This is a genomic window from Frankia sp. CgMI4 (assembly GCF_001756285.1).
GTDB lineage: Bacteria > Actinomycetota > Actinomycetes > Frankiales > Frankiaceae > Frankia > Frankia casuarinae.
The window spans coordinates 164375-182363 of the sequence record NZ_MAQZ01000043.1 but is presented as its reverse complement, the minus strand read 5'-3'; the positions used below and the strand labels follow the sequence as shown (position 1 = coordinate 182363).

Sequence of the window (17989 nt, the reverse complement as noted above, 5' to 3'; positions counted from 1 at the left end):
GCCATCCTCACTCTCGACAACCCCGCTGACCTGCATCAATGACTTTGCGGGTCACCCTGTCGGCTCCCACCCGAAAAGCACAGCCTGACTCTTCGGCTTTTGCTGACGGAAGTGCAGGGCTCGGTAAATACCGTCTAGTCTTACCGTTTCGCACGTAGGAGCAAACGCAGATTTTCTTCTACCGTTCGCGAGTCGAGGGCTTTCGTGTGTCTACGACAATGGAATGCGATATTTTCTCGATTTCGGCACTTCACGTGATCTGTTCAGGATTGACGCCAATCAATCTCTTCCTGGATTGGATCTTGAATGGGAAGCTACTGCGGGGGTCGGGGTAGCGAGACGAGATAAGCGCCGATCCCGTGCGCAGGCCCCGTACGGGACGTGTGACTCAGGGGCGCTTGGGCGCCAAGCGACCGTGTACACAACCCGACTTGCAACGGCCAAATTTGTAGAGCCTTCACTCATGACCTAGGTACTCCAGCCCGCCGTATCGCAGTCAGTGACGGATGGGGTGGTTTTGGCGACGGCCTGTGCTCGGACCGAGGCGAGTCAAGGGCATGTCGTGCGATGGGTCGGCGGGGTGGCGCTGGGACGGGCTCTGCAAGCGGACTTGGAGCCGCGTGGGAAGATTTCAAGTTCTTGCCCGTAGACTTGGATTGTGGATCGGGATCGGTTCGAGCGCAGCCCTACTGGACATCTCGTCAAGATCACTGGAACTGACGGGCGGTCGGGCGTCGCGTACGAACATGTGGCCTTCCAGCCGGACCCGCTGGCGGGCGCCGAGCCGGCGCTGGCGGGAGGGACGTGGCGGAACGTGGCCCGCGCGGGGCGCGCTCTCGGTCGTCTCGATCAGGCTGGTCGACAGATTCCTGAGCCCGCCTTGCTACTGCAACCCACGCTTCGGACGGAGGCGCAGAGCACGTCCGCGTTGGAGGGGACCTTCGCTCCCCTGGAGGACGTGCTTGCGGCTGAGGTCACAGAGCCGACCTCGCAGAGCGAGGAGGTTCGGGAGGTCCTCAACTATGTCCGGGCGGCGGAGGCGGCCTTCGCGTGGATAGGCGATGGTCGCCCACTCACCGTAGCCGCGCTTTGTCAGGTGCATCGAGATCTCGTGCGTGGAACTCCTGCGGACACCCGTGATGCGGGGAGGATCCGCTCGATTCAGGTTGCGATCGGAAGCCGCGGTGGTGCGATCGACACCGCTCGCTTCGTCCCGTCGCCGCCCGGACTGGAACTGGACGCGGCTGTACGTGATCTGCTGGACTGGATCACCGTGGATTCGAAGTCCATTGACCCGGTCGTGGCTGCGGCGATGGCGCACTATCAGTTCGAGACTCTTCATCCATTCAACGATGGAAACGGCAGAATCGGGCGGCTTCTCGTGGTCCTCGATCTTTGTTGGAAGGGGATACTCTCGGAGCCGTTGCTGGCTGTGTCGCCCTGGTTCGAGGTGCGTCGGGAAGAGTGCCAGGACCATTTGAGGGAAGTTAGCGCAACGGGAGACTGGGACGGCTGGATCTCGTTCTTCTCCGAAGGTCTGGTCGAGTCCTGTGAGCGGACTATTCGGACAGTCGACGACCTCCTCGGTCTCCAGGCCGAATACGTGCGACGACTCAAGGTGGCGGGTCTGACCGGTGGGTTGGTCCGCGATATCATCGACGGGCTGATCGGGAGTCCGTTTGTCACGGTGCGTTCGGTCAGTGAAGATACCGGGAGGACTTTGCAGGCGGCGAGCAACGCCGTCGCCAGGCTTGTRGAGCTGGAAATTCTGCGGGAACGTACCGGGCGAAGCTATGGTCGTGTCTTTGAGGCGGTGGRGGTCACCTCAGTGCTACGGGCCCAATCGGGCCGCTGAGGGTTCGCCGGTACCGGCGTCGACTACGAGGGCTATGACGCCACCTCGTTGGAGAGGATCTCCTCCATGCGTTCGGAGATGTCCTGCCGGCCGCTGTGGCCTGCGCCCCGGGCGCCGAGCACGCGCCGTCCGTTGGTCGTCTCGCCCCGTTCGAGGAGTTCGGCGAGACCGGCCGGCACGATGGCGGCCAGCCGCTGGCCCTTGTCCGTCAGGTAGACGACCTGACCAGATGCGGCAGCCTCTCGGACGACCTCGGCAAGTTGGTCATCGGGTGGGAGCGGCATCTCCGTCATGGCGACATCGTAACTTCGGTTCACCCGCCCTACCCTCCGTCGATCATCTTGCCCCGGGGTGGGCCCATGTGGTCCCHTCGCCCAAGAACGGTTCGGCAGCTGGTCGTCGAAAATCTGGYTGCCATCTCACCCTATGGTCGATCAACGTGGCTGAAATCGCGCGCCCACGGAGAGGCCACGGCGCCTGTGAGTGCGAGGCTGGTGAGGTGACTCTGTCGAAGCGTGCGTCCTGGTTCTTGATCGCGGTCGGCGTCTGGACGTGGGCCATCTGGCCAAATTTCCTGCGGAACGTGTGGAAGGATGATCGTTCCTGGGACGACGGCCCGACTGGCTTCTTCACGGTCCACCTGGTCCTGACTGTCGCTTCCCTCGCCATCGGCTCCGTCGTTGGCTGGCTCGGCATCCGCGGCGCACGGGCCGTCCGCCATGGCGATACCGGTGATGATGCCTCATCCAGGCGGCTGATCAATTCGGGTCGTTGACATGCCGAAAGCGGCGGTAGTCTTCGAAACCGCTCCGTTTCATGATCGGCTCTACGTCGTGTGATTCTCCTGGCGTTGGGAAACAGGGGCTGACCTGCGCGGCTGCTTCGCGTTGATCGTCGTGTGTGGTCGCACCGAGTCCCAATTGAGTGATTGAGCGCGTGGGCCCACTCCGGGGGCGCGGAGCGGCGTGTCCCGGAAAATCCGGGACACGCCCGACCAGTCCGGCGCCAGGGGTTCCCGCGCGACGCGGTGTCAGCCGACCTGCTCGGTGGGCCGCATGAGCAGTTCGTTGATCGCGACCCGCCGCGGCCGGGTGACGATGTAGGCAACGGCGTCCGCGATGTCCTCGGACTGCATCGGCTYGATGTCGGCGATGCGGCGCATGACGATATTCCGGATCTCCTCGCGGATATGGGACCTCAGCTCGGTCTCGACGGAGCCCGGTTCGACCACCGAGACGCGCACGTGCCGGGCGGTGACCTCTTGGCGCAGCGACTCGGTGAACGCGTTCACCCCGAACTTGGTGAGGTTGTAGATGCCGGCGCCCATGGTGGCGTGCCGTCCCGCCACCGAGCTGATGTTCACCAGGTCCGCGACCTGGCGGGGGCCGCCGTCCGCGGCAGTGAGCAGATGCGGCAGCGCCGCATGGGTGACGTACAGCAGGCCCTGCAGGTTCAGGGCCACCATCCGGTCCCACTCCTCGGTCGGCGCGTCGAGGATCGGCCCGGGCAGCATGATACCGGCGTTGTTGACGACGGTATCGAGCCGGCCGAGCTCCGCCACGGTGCGCTTCACCGCGTCGGCGGCCTGGGCCTGGTCGGTGATGTCCAGCGGGAGGGGGAGGGCGGTGCCGCCGGCGCCGGTGATGTCGGCGGCGAGGCGCTCGAGCCGGTCGCCGCGCCGCGCGACCAGCGCCATCGCGGCGCCGTGCCGGGCCAGCTCGCGGGCGGTCGCCTCACCGATGCCGCTGCTCGCACCGGTCACCAGGGCAACGGTGCCGTCCAGCCGTTCGCTCATGTGTACGCGCTCCTGAGTCGTGGGCGAGTCGCCGGGTCAGTCAGCGTGGTCAGGCGCCCTACCTGGAGCGGCTGGAAGAGGGTGCCGCGGCCGGCCGCACGAACCGGTGGAACCCGGCGACAGGCACTGTCCGGTCATGCCGGGCGAAGCCTACCGTGATCGGGTATCTGCCGAGCCGTCACGGTGACTCCGTCCCGCTGTGACCTGGGACGATCCGATCTTGTCGGTGGCATCGGGTAGACACCTCTCATGGCAGCAGACGAGACGACCTCCGCGCTTCCGGGGGCTTCCGGCCCGGCGTCGCCGGTCGCGCATGCCCCGGATCGGGCGGAGGCCTGGCCGGGCCCGATGTTCCCGGCGGGCCTGGCGGACCCGGCGGAACCGGGGCCCGGTGGGCTGCGGGAGCGCGCGGAGGAGCTGCTGCGGGCGCTTGCCGGGCCGGCCGCGGCGCTGCGCGAGGACCAGTGGCAGGCCATCGACGCGCTCGTGACCCACCGGCGCCGGGTGCTGCTCGTCCAGCGCACCGGTTGGGGCAAGTCGGCGGTGTACTTCCTCGCCACGGCACTGCTCCGCGGCGCAGCGGGACGCGCTGCTCCGACGGTGATCGTCTCCCCGTTGCTCGCGCTCATCCGCAACCAGGCGGCGGCCGCGGCGAGGCTGGGCATCCGCGCCGGCGAGATTCACTCCGGCAACGTGACCGAGTGGGACGAGGTCTACGCGGCGTTGCRGTCGGGCGAGCTCGACGTGCTGCTCGTCGGGCCGGAGCGGCTGAACAATCCGACCTTCCGGGACGACTACCTGCCCGAGCTCGCCGCCACCACCGGGTTGCTCGTCATCGACGAGGCGCACTGCATCTCCGACTGGGGGCACGACTTCCGGCCCGACTACCGGCGGCTGCGCACTCTCGTCGCCGGGCTGCGTCCGCGGGTCCCGGTGCTGGCCACGACGGCCACCGCCAACACCCGCGTGGTCGAGGACGTCAGTGAGCAGCTCGGAACCTCCGCTCCCGCCGGCCCGGCGTCCGCCGGGACGTTGGTGCTACGCGGGAGTCTCGATCGGGAGAGCCTGCGGCTCGCKGTCGTGTCGCTGCCGCAGGCCGAGCACCGGTTCGGCTGGCTCGCCGACCATCTCGGCGAGCTGCCCGGATCGGGGATCGTCTACACGCTGACGAAGGCGGCGGCGGAGGAGCTGACCATCTTTCTGCGCGGTCAGGGTCATGCCGTCGCCACCTATCACGGTGGCATCGAGGCGGCCGAGCGCATCGTCGCCGAGGAGGATCTGCTCGCGAACCGGGTCAAGGCGCTGATCGCCACCAGCGCGCTCGGAATGGGCTTCGACAAGCCGGACCTCGGCTTCGTCGTCCACATCGGAGCTCCGTCGTCGCCGATCTCCTACTACCAGCAGATCGGCCGGGCCGGCCGGGCGCTCGACACGGCCGAGGTCGTGCTCCTCCCGGCGGCTGAGGACCGGGACATCTGGCGCTACTTCGCGGACACCTCTTTTCCGCCGGAGCACGTCGTCCGCCGGGTGCTCGGAGTGCTCGCGGGCGCCGACCGGCCGCTGTCGACCCAGGCGTTGCTCGCGTCCGTCGACCTCGGCCCCAGCCGACTCGACCAGATGCTGAAGGTTCTCGACACCGACGGGACGGTCCGGCGAGTCAGGGGCGGCTGGGTGAGTACCGGTGAGCCCTGGTTGTACGACGAGGAGCGTTACCGGCGTGTCGCCGCGGCGCGCTCTCGGGAGCAGCAGGCGATGCTCGACTACATCGTGACGACCGGCTGCCGGATGGAGTTCCTGCGCCGGCAGCTCGACGATCCCCACGCGGCGGCCTGCGGGCGGTGTGACCGGTGCACCGGTCGGTCGTGGTCGTCCGCGGTCTCGGAGTCCTCGCGGACGCGGGCCCGGGATGAGCTGCGCCGGGCGGGCGTCCCGGTCGAACCGCGGCGGATGTGGCCGACTGGGATGGGCCGGCTCGGGGTCGACCTGGCCGGGCGTATCCCGGCGTCGGCCGCTGCCGAGCCCGGGCGGGCGCTCGCCCGACTCAGCGATGTGGGCTGGGGCAACCGGCTGCGCCCGATGTTCACGTCTGCCACCCTCGCTGTGCCCGGCGCCGCTGTGCCCGGCGCCGCTGTGCCCGGCGCCCTCGACGGCCCGCTTCCCGGCGATCTCGTCGAGGCGGTGGTCGCAACGCTCGCCGGTTGGGGATGGCAGCGGCGGCCGGTGGCCGTCGTGTCGATCGCGTCCCGCAGCCGGCCCCGGCTCATCGCGAGCCTCGCCGAGCGCATTTCCACCATCGGACGCCTGCCGCTGCTGGGGCAGCTCGACCGGGTCGCCGGCGGGCCGCACACCGGGCAGGTGCACAACAGCGCGCACCGGCTCGCCGGCCTGTGGGATGCGTTCACGGTCTCCCCGGCCCTTGCCGCCGCCCTGGGCGAGCTCGGCGGCCCGGTGCTGCTCGTCGATGATCGGATCGTCACCGGCTGGACGATGACGGTCGCCGCTCGCCTGCTCCGGCAGGCCGGAGCGCCGTCGGTGCTGCCGTTCGCGCTCGCGGTGGACACCGCATGACCGGCCGGGAGGAAGGCTCAGACGCGGCGGAACAACAGCGCCCGCTTGACTTCCTGGATGGCCTTGGTCACCTGGATGCCGCGTGGACAGGCGTCGGTGCAGTTGAAGGTGGTCCGGCAACGCCAGACCCCCTCGCGTTCGTTGAGGATCTCCAGGCGCTCGTCGGTACCGGAGTCACGGCTGTCGAAGATGAACCGGTGGGCCGCGACGATCGCCTGCGGGCCGAAGTAGTCGCCGTCGGTCCAGAACACCGGGCACGCGGTGGTGCACGCCGCGCACATGATGCACTTGGTCGTGTCGTCGAAGCGGGCCCGGTCCTCGGTGGACTGCAGCCGCTCGCGGGTCGGCTCGTGGTCGTCCGTGATCAGGTAGGGCTTCACTGCCCGGAACGCGTCGAAGAACGGTTCCATGTCGACGATGAGGTCCTTCTCTACCGGCAGACCTTTGAYCGGTTCGATGGTGATCTCCGAGCCGAGGTCCTTCACCAGCACCTTGCAGGCGAGGCGGTTGGCGCCGTTGACCCGCATCGCATCCGAGCCGCACACCCCGTGCGCGCAGGACCGGCGGAAGGCGAGCGTCCCGTCGAGGTTCCACTTGACCCACATGATTGCGTCGAGCAGCCGGTCGCTCGGATCGAACGGCACCTGGTAGCTCTCCCAGTGCGCCTCGTCGACCGTCTCCGGGTCGTAGCGACGGATCTTGAGGGTGACTGTCATCAGTACTTGCGCTCCATCGGCTGGTAGCGGGTCATGACAACCGGCTTGTAGTCCAGGCGGATCTCCGCCTCCGGCGAGGCGGCCACCAGCGGCCCCGACCGGTAGGCCATCGTGTGGCGCATGAAGTTGACGTCGTCCCGGTTCGGGTAGTCCTCACGGGAGTGGCCGCCGCGGGACTCGTTGCGGGCCATCGCCCCGATGACCAGGACCTCGGCGAGGTCCAGCAGGAAGCCGAGCTCCACCGCTTCGAGCAGTTCGGTGTTGTAGCGACGCCCCCGGTCGGACACGCCCACCCGCTGGTAACGCGTCTTGAGGCCGGAGATGTCGCTCAGCGCCTGCTTGAGCGTCGCCTCCGTCCGGTACACCGAGGCGTTGACGTCCATCGACTCCTGCAGTTCGCGCCGGATCGCGGCCGCGTTCTCGGTTCCGGCGCCCGCGCGCAGGCGCCCGAGCAGGTCCTCGACGAACGACGCCGGGTTCTCCGGGAGGTCGACGTRCTGTGCGTTCGCGTTCGCATACTCGGCGGCGGCGATGCCAGCCCGCCGGCCGAATACGTTGATGTCGAGCAGCGAGTTGGTGCCCAGCCGGTTCGCGCCATGCACGGACACGCACGCCACCTCGCCGGCCGCGTACAGACCGGGCACGACCGTGTCGTTGTCCGCGAGCACCTGCGCGTCCACGTTGGTCGGGATGCCGCCCATCGCGTAGTGCGCCGTCGGCTGGATCGGGATCGGGTCGTTGTACGGTTCGATGCCGAGATAGGTCCGAGCGAACTCGGTGATGTCGGGCAGCTTTGCGTCGAGGTGCTCCGGCGGCAGGTGGGTGAGGTCAAGGTAGACGTGGTCGGCGTCCGGGCCGCAGCCGCGGCCGGCACGGATCTCGGTGTAGATGGCGCGAGCCACCATGTCGCGTGGCGCAAGGTCCTTGATGGTCGGGGCGTAGCGCTCCATGAAGCGTTCGCCGTCCTTGTTGCGTAGGATTCCGCCCTCGCCGCGGGCACCCTCGGTGAGGAGAATCCCCATCTTCCAGATGCCGGTCGGATGAAACTGGAAGAACTCCATGTCCTCCAGCGGGATGCCCCGCCGGAACGCCAGACCCATTCCGTCACCGGTCAGTGTGTGCGCGTTGGAGGTGACCTTGAAGACCTTGCCGAAACCGCCGGTGGCGAACACCACCGACTTGGCCTGGAAGATGTGGATCTCTCCGGTCTTCAGCTCGTAGGCGACCACCCCGGCCGCCGCGCCCTTCTGTAGTAGCAGGTCGAGGACGTAGAACTCGTTGAAGAACTCGATGTCGTGCTTGACGCACTGCTGGTACAGCGTCTGCAGGATCATGTGCCCGGTGCGGTCCGCCGCGTAGCAGGAGCGGCGCACCGGGGCCTTGCCGTGGTCGCGGGTATGGCCGCCGAACCGGCGCTGGTCGATGCGACCCTCGGGCGTCCGGTTGAACGGCAGCCCCATCTTCTCCAGGTCGAGGACAGCGTCGATGGCCTCCTTCGCCATGATTTCCGCGGCGTCCTGGTCGACCAGGTAGTCACCGCCCTTGATCGTGTCGAAGGTGTGCCACTYCCAGTTGTCCTCCTCGACGTTGGCCAGGGCGGCACACATGCCGCCCTGCGCCGCGCCGGTGTGCGAGCGGGTGGGATAGAGCTTGGTGAGCACGGCGGTCCGGCAGCGGGTGCCCGCCTCGATGGCGGCACGCATGCCGGCTCCACCCGCACCGACGATGACTGCGTCGTACCTGTGGACCTGCACGCCTACCTCCATCCGTCCGATGCTGGGGTCACGGGATCACCGGCGCGTTCAGATGTCGGGATCGAAGGTGAAGATGACGAGGGTGCCGAGGGCGACGACCAGGAACGCCGAGGTATAGAGTAGCGTCTTCAGCCAGAACCGGGTCTGGGGCCGCCCGGCGTAGTCGTTGATGATCGTGCGCAGGCCGTTGGTGCCGTGCAGCTCCGCCAGGAGCAGCATCACCAGGTCCCAGGTGCGCCAGAACGGTGACGCCCAGCGGCCGGCGACGAATCCGAAGTTCACCCGCTGCACCCCGCCGTCGAGGATGTTCATGATGAACAGGTGGCCGAGCACCAGAAAGAACAACAGCAGGCCGCTGACCCGCATGAATACCCAGGCGTAGAGCTCGAAGTTGGTGCGCGCCTTGGCGCTGCCCGGCTTCCCCCGCCGGCGKGAGAGCCCGGGGGTGCGGGGCGCGACGAGTTCCGGCGCGCGCGGGCCCGCCGGGCCACCGGGGGGAGCGGTCGTCATCAGGTCGTGCTCCCGAACAGCGTCTCGAAGGTGTGCAGCAGCATGCGGGAGGCGGCCGCAACCAGCAGCACGACGAAGATGACGAGCTCGACGTACAGCATCTGCTTCTGGTATCTCGGGCCGGACTCCCAGAAGTCGATCAACATGATCCGGATGCCGTTGAGGGCGTGGTACAGCACCGCCGCGACCAGGCCGACCTCGAGCAGGTTGACGATCGGGCTCTTGTAGACCTCGATCACCTCGTTGTACGACGTGGGGGAGACCCGGACGAGAGCGGTGTCGAGCACGTGGGCGAAGAGGAAGAAGAAGACCAGGACACCGGTGATCCGGTGGGCCACCCAGGACCACATACCCTCTCGACCGCGGTACAGCGTGCCCGCTGGTGCCTTCGGCAATGAAAGCTCCTCCGGATCGGCCCAGCCGATGGGCCGGAAAGGTCATGTCTGGGGGCGCTCTGGCGACCCGACACATCGTCGAGACGATGGTGCATCTCACCCAGATGCTAGTGCCGGGCCTGGTGGAGGGCATGTTCGGGCCGGGCGCGTCCGGGTGAACTCGGCCACAGGCGGCACTGGGACGCCCCACCCCCGGTTCCGGCGCCGTCCGGTGCCGGCCCGCTCCCCGAGCCGTCCCTCGACCGGGTCGTCAGGGCACGAAGGTGGTGGTTCCGGTCGGCGCCGGTGCCGTCGTCGAAACGACGGGCGGCGTTGTGCCCCCTGGAGAGGCCGGCGCCGTCCGGCTCGGCGAGGGGGTGACCCTGGGGGGTGGTGTCTGGGTCGGCGGCGGGGAGGTCTGAACCTGGGTGCTCGGCTGGGGAGTCGGGGTGGGTGTCTCCGTCGTCGGCGTCGTCGTTGGGGTCGCGGACGACGACGGCCGGGGGCGGGGGGTATAGCGCGGGGAGTCCGGGGCGACTACCTCAGACGCGGCGGACCGTGAAGTCACGGCCGGGGGGGATGAAGCGATGGTCGCGATGGGCGGTGGCGTGGTCTGCTGCGCGGTGACATCGTTCGGCCCGGGGGTCGAGCCGCCGGAGGTCAGACCGACGGTCAGGGCGATGGCCGCGCCCATCACGAGCATGGCCGCTCCGGCCACGACCGCGATCGTCCGCTGCCGACGCCGCTGGGGGTCGCCCGGTCCGCGACCGTGTCCGTCGTGGCGGGCAGGCTCGGCGCGGCGCCGGGCCTCGCCGAGGGGCAACAGTCCGGCGGCGTGATTGTCGTCGTCGAACAGATCCAGGTCGGAGGTCGCCGACACGGGGGTGACCGCGCCGATGCGGGTCACGTCGTCGTCCACCGAAGGCCCCGCCACGCTGTTGAGCCCGATGCTGGTCGGCGCGTCGTGGTCGGGGTCGGGCCGCGTCCGGCCGGGCGGTGCTGCGCGGTTCTGCGGCGTGGTCCGATCCGGCGGGATCACGCGGTTCGATGGGCCGGCGCGGTCGGGTTCCCTACGACCGGTGCGCGACCCGGCAGCGCCCGCGGCCGCCACGGCGGCCCCGCCAAGGGGGTTGAGCAGGGGATCCACGGTGACGTCGCGGTCAGCGGGGACGGGCGGCGCGGCGGCGGACGCCGGGCGGTTCGCCGGGCCCGGGACAGCCCCCTGGTCTCCCACGGCCGCCGAAGCTGCCTCGCCCGCCTGGACTCCCGCGGTCCCGGCGACACCGCCGCTCGACCCCGACCGGGAATCCGCGGCCGGTCCGGCGCCTGCTGCCGGCTCGGCCGGGTCGTCGAGGTTCTCCAGGCCGACGTCGACGGAACTCGCGTCCGTCTCCTCGTCAGTCCGAGGACGGGCGTGMATGACCGAAGCCGGTACCGGATTCGCATTGCGCGCGATCGGGATCAGCCGCCGGCGGATCTCCGTCACGTCGGGCCGCTCCTCGGCCGGCCGGTCCATCAGGTCACTGAGCAGGTTGCGCAACGGACCGGCTAGCCGGAAGGCCCGCCGGCGGCCCTCCACCACGGCGGTCAGTACGGCGTAGGTCTCCGGGCCCTCGAACGGAGGCTGACCCTCGACGGCCGAGTACAGCGTCGCGCCGAGCCCCCACAGGTCGCTCGCGGGAGTACCGGAGGAGCCCCGGACCCGCTCGGGAGCGATGTAGGCCGGGGAACCGACCAGGGCCCCAGTGCCGGTCAGGGTCACGTCGCCCTCGGTCGCGGCGATGCCGAAGTCGGTGAGCCKCACCCGGCCGTCCCGCCCGAGCAGGACGTTCCCGGGCTTGACGTCGCGGTGGAGCACGYCCGCCGAATGAGCCGCGGCGAGCGCGTCGGTCAGCRCCAGCCCGATCGCGGCGACCTGGTCGAAAGGCAGCGGGCCCTGGTTGCGGATCACATCGCCGAGGCTGTCCGCGTCGACGAGTTCCATGATGATCCAGTGCCGCTGATGTTCCTCGACCACGTCGTACACCGAGACGATGGCGGGACTGTGCAGCCTGGCCAGGGCGCGGGCCTCGCGAAGAACCCGGGCCCGAATCGCGTCGCGCTCGTTCTGCGCGCCGGCCATCGGCACGAGGATCTCTTTGATGGCGACCGGACGCTGGAGTAGTTCGTCCTCACCGCGCCAGACGACACCGGCTCCACCACGCCCGATGGGCGTGTCGAGCCGGTAGCGTTGCGCTACGTAGCGAGGTGTGCCGTGCCGGGAGGTGTCCGGGGGCACGCTTGCCGATTTAGCCATCGTGTCAAGTCTGACAGATGGACTGATGCGCGCGCCGGACGGCCCGCATCTTTCCGAACACTACGGGCACCGCAAATCCATCGATGACCGACATCACGGACCGGGCCGGAAGGTGGCGAACAACTGGCGCATCAACGGTTGATCCTGCAGCCACAGATCCTCCCTGGTATGCCAGTACAGGGCATATCCGTGGYCGTTGCGAATCGCACCCCGGTTGAGCACATGCACCATGACCCCGTCCGACCCGCGGTACCCGAACTCCCAGTCGGCCTGGTTGGTGCCATCCCCACCATCGCTGGKAGCCAGCCGTATCTGCCGATAATCCCGCACGCTCTGCCGGAAGCCGGCCTCGTTGCGTTGCCAGTCGCCGATGGCAGAGGTGTTTGCCTGCCTGACGCTACCGACACGTAGGAAGGACCGGGTAGCCGGGTCCACGAAGTCGACGTTTCCGGGTCCGCCGGGCCCCTCGCGGCGCTGCCAGTCCGAGGGGTACGCCACGGACCAGCCGGYGGTGGGATCGACGTAGGACACCCAGCCAGGCGGGCCCGTAACCGGGGTGGTTTCCCGGGCGACGGGGTCCCTGGCCGCCGCCGGATCCGCCAGGGCCGACCCGCCGGCTCCGGTCGGCGACGAGATGCCGCCGGTCTGGTTGGCCGAGGTGTCGCGGCTCCTGTCGTCCGGGCCCCCTGTCACCACGATCACGATGCCAATGATCGCGGCGGCGACCAGCGCCACGAGCGTCGCCACGGCGATGGTCACGCGACGTCGATCCCCGGCGCCGGGGTCGCGTGGCGGATCTTCCGCCGGCCCGATTCCTGCCGGCTCGATTCCCGCCGGCCCGTCGGGCGCCGGCCGCAGCCGGGCGGTCGACGGCGGGGAGGCCGGTGCGGCAGTGGCGAAGAGATTAGCCAGTTCGACGTCGCCGCCGGTGAGACCGTTGCCGTGCCCTCGGCCGATGAGCCGGGCCCGGGCCGGGATTCCGCCCAGGGCACGCATCCGGTCGATCGAGTGCATGCGCTCCAACGGCCCGGTGGGACGGGACCGAGGTGTCCGCGACGGCGTGGCCTCCTGACGCGTCTCGGTGTCCTGACGCGTCTCGGTGTCCTGACGCGTCTCGGTGTCCTGACGCGTCTCGGTGTCCTGACGCGTCTCGGTGTCCTGACGCGTCTCGGTGTCCGGCGTGGTCAGGGCGGCCACCGGTGCCGGGACGGCACTGATCCCGGAGACGGCACTGGTCTCCGACCGGACCTCGGTCTCCGGGAACCCGGTGACGTCGCCGGAGGGGACGGCTTCGGTGGCGGACTCGGCCGGTGTGGTCGGTATGGCCCGTGCGGCCGGGGAGGTGGTACGTGTCGATGAGCGGGGGCGAGTGGGCCGAGAAGGACGCGAGGGCCGGCGGACCGCATCTCGTTCGACTATCTCGCGCAGTCGCCTGCGTACGACGGTGAGYGGTGGTCGGCTCGCCTCGTGCGGGGCCATCAGGTCGTCGATCACCGGTATAAGCGGTCCGGCCAGCCGGAAGGGCTGGCGTCGTCCCTGAACCAGGGCGGCGAGCACCKAAATCGGGTCACCGCCGGTGAAGGGCGGGTAACCTTCGACGGTGGTGAACAGCGTGGCGCCCAGTCCCCACCGGTCACCCGCGGCGCTGCCGGCATCGCCACGGGCGCGTTCCGGCGGCAGGTAGGCGGGGGAGCCCATCACCATCCCGGTGCTGGTAAGCCGGGGATCCCCCTGGCTGACCGCGATGCCGAAGTCGGTCAGCCGGGCCCGGCCGTCCGCGGTCACCAGCACGTTGCTCGGCTTGACGTCGCGGTGCACCACGCCGAGCCGGTGCGCGGCCTCCAGGGCGTAGGCGAGGCTGATGCCGATCCGGCACGTCTCCTCGACCGGCAGCGGTCCGCGATCGTTGATGATTGTGGCGAGGGACCGGCCGTCAACGTATTCCATGATGATCCAGGGMAGCTCGCCATCGTCGATGACGTCGAGGACGGCGACGGCACCGGGATGATGCAGCCGACCGGCGGCGCGCGCCTCGCGCAGGACCCGCTCGCGGGTCAGGCCGCGTTCGTCCGCGTTCTCCCCGAGCGGCAGCCGTACTTCCTTGACTGCAACCACGCGCTGGAGCAGCTCGTCGGTGGCCCGGTGCACGACGCCGAATCCGCCGCGTCCGATGACCCCGTCGAGCCGGTACCGTCCCCCGACGAGGGTCACCGCCCTGGCCGAACCCGGATTGTCCGGGGACTCGCCTGCCATCCCGTCGTCCCTTCCGATCGCCGGTGGGGCCCGCGTCCATGGGATCACATCGTGGCCGGATCGTGGGGGGTCGGGCATGCTGGCRACAGCGACCGAACGGACCACGGACATGGGGTGGAGTGTGAACGACAAAGACTGGGAGCGGTTGCGGAACGCTGCTGTCCGTGTCGCACAGAGTGCCTACGCGCCCTACTCGGGTCTGCGGGTTGGTGCTGCCGCACTGGTCGTGGATCTGCCGGACGCCGCCGGACGTACCACCGGTGACGACCCGTGGATCGTCGTCGGCTGCAATGTCGAGAACGCGTCCTACGGCCTCGGGCTGTGCGCCGAATGCGGTCTCGTCTCGGCGCTGCACGCCAGAGGCGGTGGTCGGCTGCTGGCGTTCGCTTGCGTCGACTCCGACGGTGCGCCGTTGGCGCCCTGCGGACGGTGCCGTCAGCTGCTCTACGAGCACGGCGGGCCGGATCTGCTCGTCGCCATGGGCGACGGCGTGCGCACCATCGCGGACCTGCTCCCCGCAGCGTTCGGACCGCACGATCTGCCGGGTGTCGCGTGAGCGGAAGCTTCGACGTCGTCGATCTGATCCGGGCCAAGCGGGACGGTCGACCCGTCGATCCCCGGGCCGTCGACTGGCTCGTCGACGCCTACACCCGGGGTCTGGTTGCCGACGAGCAGATGTCGGCGTACCTGATGGCGGTGGTGTGGCGCGGGATGACTCCCGCCGAGCTGGACCGCTGGACCGCCGCAATGATCGACAGTGGGGAGCGCCTGGATCTGACCGGTGTGGGACGTCCCACCGTCGACAAACACTCCACCGGAGGGGTCGGCGACAAGGTCTCGCTCGTGCTGGTGCCGCTGGTCGCCGCCTGTGGGGCCGCGGTCCCACAGCTCGCCGGGCGGGGGCTCGGTCACACCGGTGGAACGCTGGACAAGATGGAGGCGATCCMCGGCTGGCGGGCGGATCTGTCGGCCGCCCGGATGCGTGAGCTCCTCGCCGAGGTGGGTGCGGTGATCGCCGCCGCGGGTGCCGGCCTCGCCCCGGCCGACCGCCGGCTCTACGCGCTGCGGGACGTCACCGGAACCGTCGAGTCGATCCCGCTCATCGCATCGTCGATCATGAGCAAGAAGATCGCCGAGGGCACGTCGGCGCTGGTCCTGGACGTCAAGGTCGGCTCCGGGGCCTTCATGACGTCGGTGGATGAGGCCCGTGAGCTCGCCCGGACGATGGTTCGGATCGGCGTTGCCGCCGGGGTCCGCACCGAGGCCCTGCTGACCGGGATGGACCATCCCCTCGGCCGGACCGCCGGGCATGCGCTGGAGGTGGCCGAGGCCGTGGAGACCCTCCGTGGTGGTGGGCCGGCGGATCTGGTGGAGGTCACCGTCGCGCTGGCCAGGGTGATGATCGACCTCGTCGCCGCCGAACTCGGCCACCGGTCCGGTGCTCTTCATGATCCCGCGCAGGTACTGGCTGCCGGGGACGCTTTTGCGGTGTGGCGGGCGATGGTCGCGGCCCAGGGCGGCGATCCGGACGCGCCGCTTCCGGCGGCGAGCCATGTCGAGACCGTCCCCGCGCCGGCGACCGGCCATCTCCACCGCCTGGACGCCCGAGCGGTCGGCCTGGCGGCCTGGCGGCTTGGCGCGGGCCGGGTCCGCAAGGAGGACGCGGTCTCCGCGACGGCGGGCGTGCGGTGGCGGGTGGGAATCGGTGACCCGGTCACGGCCGGCGAGCCGTTGCTGGAACTGCACACCGATGACCCGGCCAGCGTCGAGCGGGCCCGGGAGGCCCTGGCGGGAGCGGTGGAGGTCGCCGCGACGCCGCCCCCGAGCACACCGCTTGTCCTCGATCACATCAGCTGAACCGGTCCCGGCGGTCCGGGTCGTCATCGTGCCGTCGCTGTTCTGTCGTACCCGTGGCCTACCGTCGAGACGATGACGGAGGACATGATGACGAACGACGCACGGTCCCCGACGATCACGGTCGAGGATATCCGCCGGGTACCGAAGGTACTGCTTCATGATCATCTTGATGGCGGGCTCCGGCCGGCCACGGTGGTAGAGCTCGCCGACGAGACCGGTTACCGCGATCTGCCGACCACGGACGTCCACGCCCTGAGCACCTGGTTCCGTGGCGGCGCGCACAGCGGTTCGCTCGTCCGCTACCTGGAGACGTTCCGGCACACGGTGGGGGTGATGCAGACCCAGGATGCGATCATGCGGGTGGCGCGGGAGTGCGCGGAGGATCTCGCGGCCGACGGCGTCGTCTACGCCGAGGTACGGTTCGCACCCGAGCTGCACCTCGAGCGCGGGCTGTCCCTGGACGCGGTGGTCGAGGCCGTGCTTGACGGGTTCCGAGCCGGTTCGGCCGGCACACCGCTGCACCTTCGCGCCCTRCTCACCGCGATGCGCCATCAGGCCCGTTCGCTGGAGATCGCGCAGCTCGCGGTCCGGTGGCGCGATGCCGGCGTGGTCGGGTTCGACATCGCGGGCGCCGAGGCGGGTAATCCGCCCACCCGTCACCTGGATGCCTTCCAATACATCCAGCGGGCGAACGGCCACTTCAYGATCCATGCGGGCGAGGCGTTCGGCCTGCCGTCGATCTGGGAGGCCGTGCAGTGGTGCAACGCCGATCGGCTGGGGCACGCAGTGCGCATCGTCGATGACATCACGGTCGATCCGGACGGTAAGGCGATCCTCGGTGATCTCGCGAACTACGTGCGCGACGTCCGGGTGCCGCTGGAGATGTGTCCCTCGTCGAACGTGCACACCGGAGCCGCGCCAAGCATCGAGCGGCACCCCATCGGGCTGCTTCGCCGGCTGCAGTTCCGGGTCACGGTCAACACGGACAACAGGCTGATGAGCGGCGTGTCGCTGTCGAGTGAGTTCGCGACCCTCGTGGACGTCAACGGCTACGGCTGGTCCGACATCCGCTGGCTTACCCTCAACGCGATGRAGTCCGCCTTCCTGCCCTTCGACCGGCGGCTCGATTTCATCAACGACGTCATCAAGCCGGGCTATGCGGAGCTCGTCTCCGCGGAGTCAGCCTGATGAGCGGTGGTCCGCTGAGCGGTGGTCCGCTGAGCGGTGGTCCGCTGAGCGGCGGTCCGCCGGGCGCTGAACCCGATCTGCTCGGTAGCGGGATCTCCGGGTCCGGGACGTCCGGGCCGGTGAGGCCCGCCTCGGATGTCCCGGTGAGGCCCGCCTCGGATGTCCCGGTGAGGCCCGCCTCGGATGTCGTGGTGGGAGCCGATGGTTGCCCGCGATGCCCGTGGGGTCTGTCCACGCCGGAGTACGTCGCCTACCACGACTACGAGTGGGGGCGTCCGGTCAGGGACACGGTCGGTCTGTTCGAGCGGCTGACCCTGGAGGCGTTCCAGTCCGGCCTGTCGTGGTTGACGATCCTGCGCAAGCGGTCGGCGTTCCGGGCGGCGTTCGCCGGATTCGACCCGGCAGCCGTGGCCGCGTTCGGTTCCGCGGATGTCGACCGGTTGCTCGCCGACGCCGGCATCGTCCGAAACCGTCGCAAGATCGAGGCGACGATCGTCAACGCCCGCGCCGTCCTTACGCTCGACCATCCTCTGGAGGAGCTGATCTGGTCGTTCCAGCCGGAGCCGACGGGGCGGGCGGCGCCGGCCACCCTCGCCGACGTGCCGGCGAAGACCCCCGAGTCGGTGGCGCTCGCCAAGGGGCTGCGCGCGGCCGGGTTCGTCTTCGTCGGTCCGACCACCGCCTATGCTCTGATGCAGGCCTGCGGGCTCGTTGATGATCATCTGTCTGGCTGCTGGGTGGCGGGGGGCGTGGGCTAGCCGTCAGATCTCGGCTGTGGCCGTCGGCGGCGGTTCAGTCCGTGGCCGTGAACCGGCCGGATGGG

The 17989-nt window shown here is 69.5% G+C and carries 15 protein-coding genes; 7 read left to right on the top strand and 8 right to left on the bottom strand.

Annotation, left to right across the window (positions count from 1 at the left end):
- Positions 1-658 precede the first annotated feature (658 nt).
- On the top strand, positions 659-1855 hold the full coding sequence (locus tag Manayef4_RS03950; RefSeq protein ID WP_070130634.1) for a Fic/DOC family N-terminal domain-containing protein: 1197 nt from the start codon (positions 659-661) through the stop codon (positions 1853-1855).
- A 32-nt stretch (positions 1856-1887) separates the two neighbouring features.
- Here Manayef4_RS03950 and Manayef4_RS03945 read toward each other — a convergent pair whose 3' ends face one another.
- Entirely contained in the window at positions 1888-2148 is a 261-nt protein-coding gene (locus tag Manayef4_RS03945; protein WP_035730898.1) for a hypothetical protein, read from the bottom strand.
- Between the two features lie 206 nt (positions 2149-2354).
- On the opposite strand from Manayef4_RS03945, the gene Manayef4_RS03940 reads away from it, so the two are divergent.
- A complete protein-coding gene (locus Manayef4_RS03940; protein WP_011435128.1) occupies positions 2355-2630 on the top strand; it encodes a hypothetical protein in 276 nt (91 codons plus the stop codon).
- 255 nt (positions 2631-2885) lie between these two features.
- Here Manayef4_RS03940 and Manayef4_RS03935 read toward each other — a convergent pair whose 3' ends face one another.
- Entirely contained in the window at positions 2886-3650 is a 765-nt protein-coding gene (locus tag Manayef4_RS03935) for an SDR family NAD(P)-dependent oxidoreductase (protein WP_070130633.1), read from the bottom strand.
- Between the two features lie 348 nt (positions 3651-3998).
- On the opposite strand from Manayef4_RS03935, the gene Manayef4_RS03930 reads away from it, so the two are divergent.
- Positions 3999-6218 (top strand): DEAD/DEAH box helicase, encoded by a 2220-nt coding sequence (locus Manayef4_RS03930; RefSeq protein WP_070130654.1) that lies wholly within the window; start codon positions 3999-4001, stop codon positions 6216-6218.
- Positions 6219-6235: 17 nt separating this feature from the next.
- On the opposite strand, the gene Manayef4_RS03925 is transcribed toward Manayef4_RS03930, so the two are convergent.
- The 6 genes from Manayef4_RS03925 to Manayef4_RS03900 all read right to left on the bottom strand — a co-directional run bounded on the left by Manayef4_RS03925 (position 6236) and on the right by Manayef4_RS03900 (position 14121).
- Positions 6236-6934, bottom strand: a complete 699-nt coding sequence (locus Manayef4_RS03925) for a succinate dehydrogenase iron-sulfur subunit (RefSeq protein ID WP_070130632.1) — start codon at positions 6932-6934, stop codon at positions 6236-6238.
- Positions 6934-8688 carry a succinate dehydrogenase flavoprotein subunit gene (gene sdhA, locus Manayef4_RS03920; RefSeq protein WP_070130653.1) on the bottom strand — a complete coding sequence of 585 codons (1755 nt, stop codon included), beginning with the start codon at positions 8686-8688 and terminating at the stop codon, positions 6934-6936. The genes Manayef4_RS03925 and sdhA overlap by 1 nt, the downstream gene beginning before the upstream one ends.
- A gap of 48 nt (positions 8689-8736) precedes the next feature.
- A complete protein-coding gene (locus Manayef4_RS03915) occupies positions 8737-9198 on the bottom strand; it encodes a succinate dehydrogenase hydrophobic membrane anchor subunit (RefSeq protein WP_011435133.1) in 462 nt (153 codons plus the stop codon).
- Positions 9198-9593, bottom strand: coding sequence for a succinate dehydrogenase, cytochrome b556 subunit (sdhC, locus tag Manayef4_RS03910; protein ID WP_011435134.1), 396 nt, complete (start codon positions 9591-9593; stop codon positions 9198-9200). Before sdhC ends, Manayef4_RS03915 begins: the two co-directional genes overlap by 1 nt.
- Positions 9594-9843: 250 nt before the next feature.
- Entirely contained in the window at positions 9844-11868 is a 2025-nt protein-coding gene (locus Manayef4_RS03905) for a serine/threonine-protein kinase (RefSeq protein WP_070130631.1), read from the bottom strand.
- 93 nt (positions 11869-11961) lie between these two features.
- Positions 11962-14121, bottom strand: coding sequence for a serine/threonine-protein kinase (locus Manayef4_RS03900; protein ID WP_070130652.1), 2160 nt, complete (start codon positions 14119-14121; stop codon positions 11962-11964).
- A gap of 121 nt (positions 14122-14242) precedes the next feature.
- Here Manayef4_RS03900 and Manayef4_RS03895 point away from each other — a divergent pair, with 121 nt between their 5' ends.
- From Manayef4_RS03895 to Manayef4_RS03880, 4 genes are all read left to right on the top strand, one after another.
- A complete protein-coding gene (locus Manayef4_RS03895) occupies positions 14243-14677 on the top strand; it encodes a cytidine deaminase (protein WP_035730893.1) in 435 nt (144 codons plus the stop codon).
- Positions 14674-15978, top strand: a complete 1305-nt coding sequence (locus Manayef4_RS03890; protein ID WP_070130630.1) for a thymidine phosphorylase — start codon at positions 14674-14676, stop codon at positions 15976-15978. Before Manayef4_RS03895 ends, Manayef4_RS03890 begins: the two co-directional genes overlap by 4 nt.
- A gap of 87 nt (positions 15979-16065) precedes the next feature.
- On the top strand, positions 16066-17166 hold the full coding sequence (locus Manayef4_RS03885) for an adenosine deaminase (protein WP_070130651.1): 1101 nt from the start codon (positions 16066-16068) through the stop codon (positions 17164-17166).
- A gap of 167 nt (positions 17167-17333) precedes the next feature.
- Positions 17334-17924, top strand: a complete 591-nt coding sequence (locus Manayef4_RS03880; RefSeq protein WP_035730889.1) for a DNA-3-methyladenine glycosylase I — start codon at positions 17334-17336, stop codon at positions 17922-17924.
- The last annotated feature ends 65 nt before the right edge of the window (positions 17925-17989 follow it).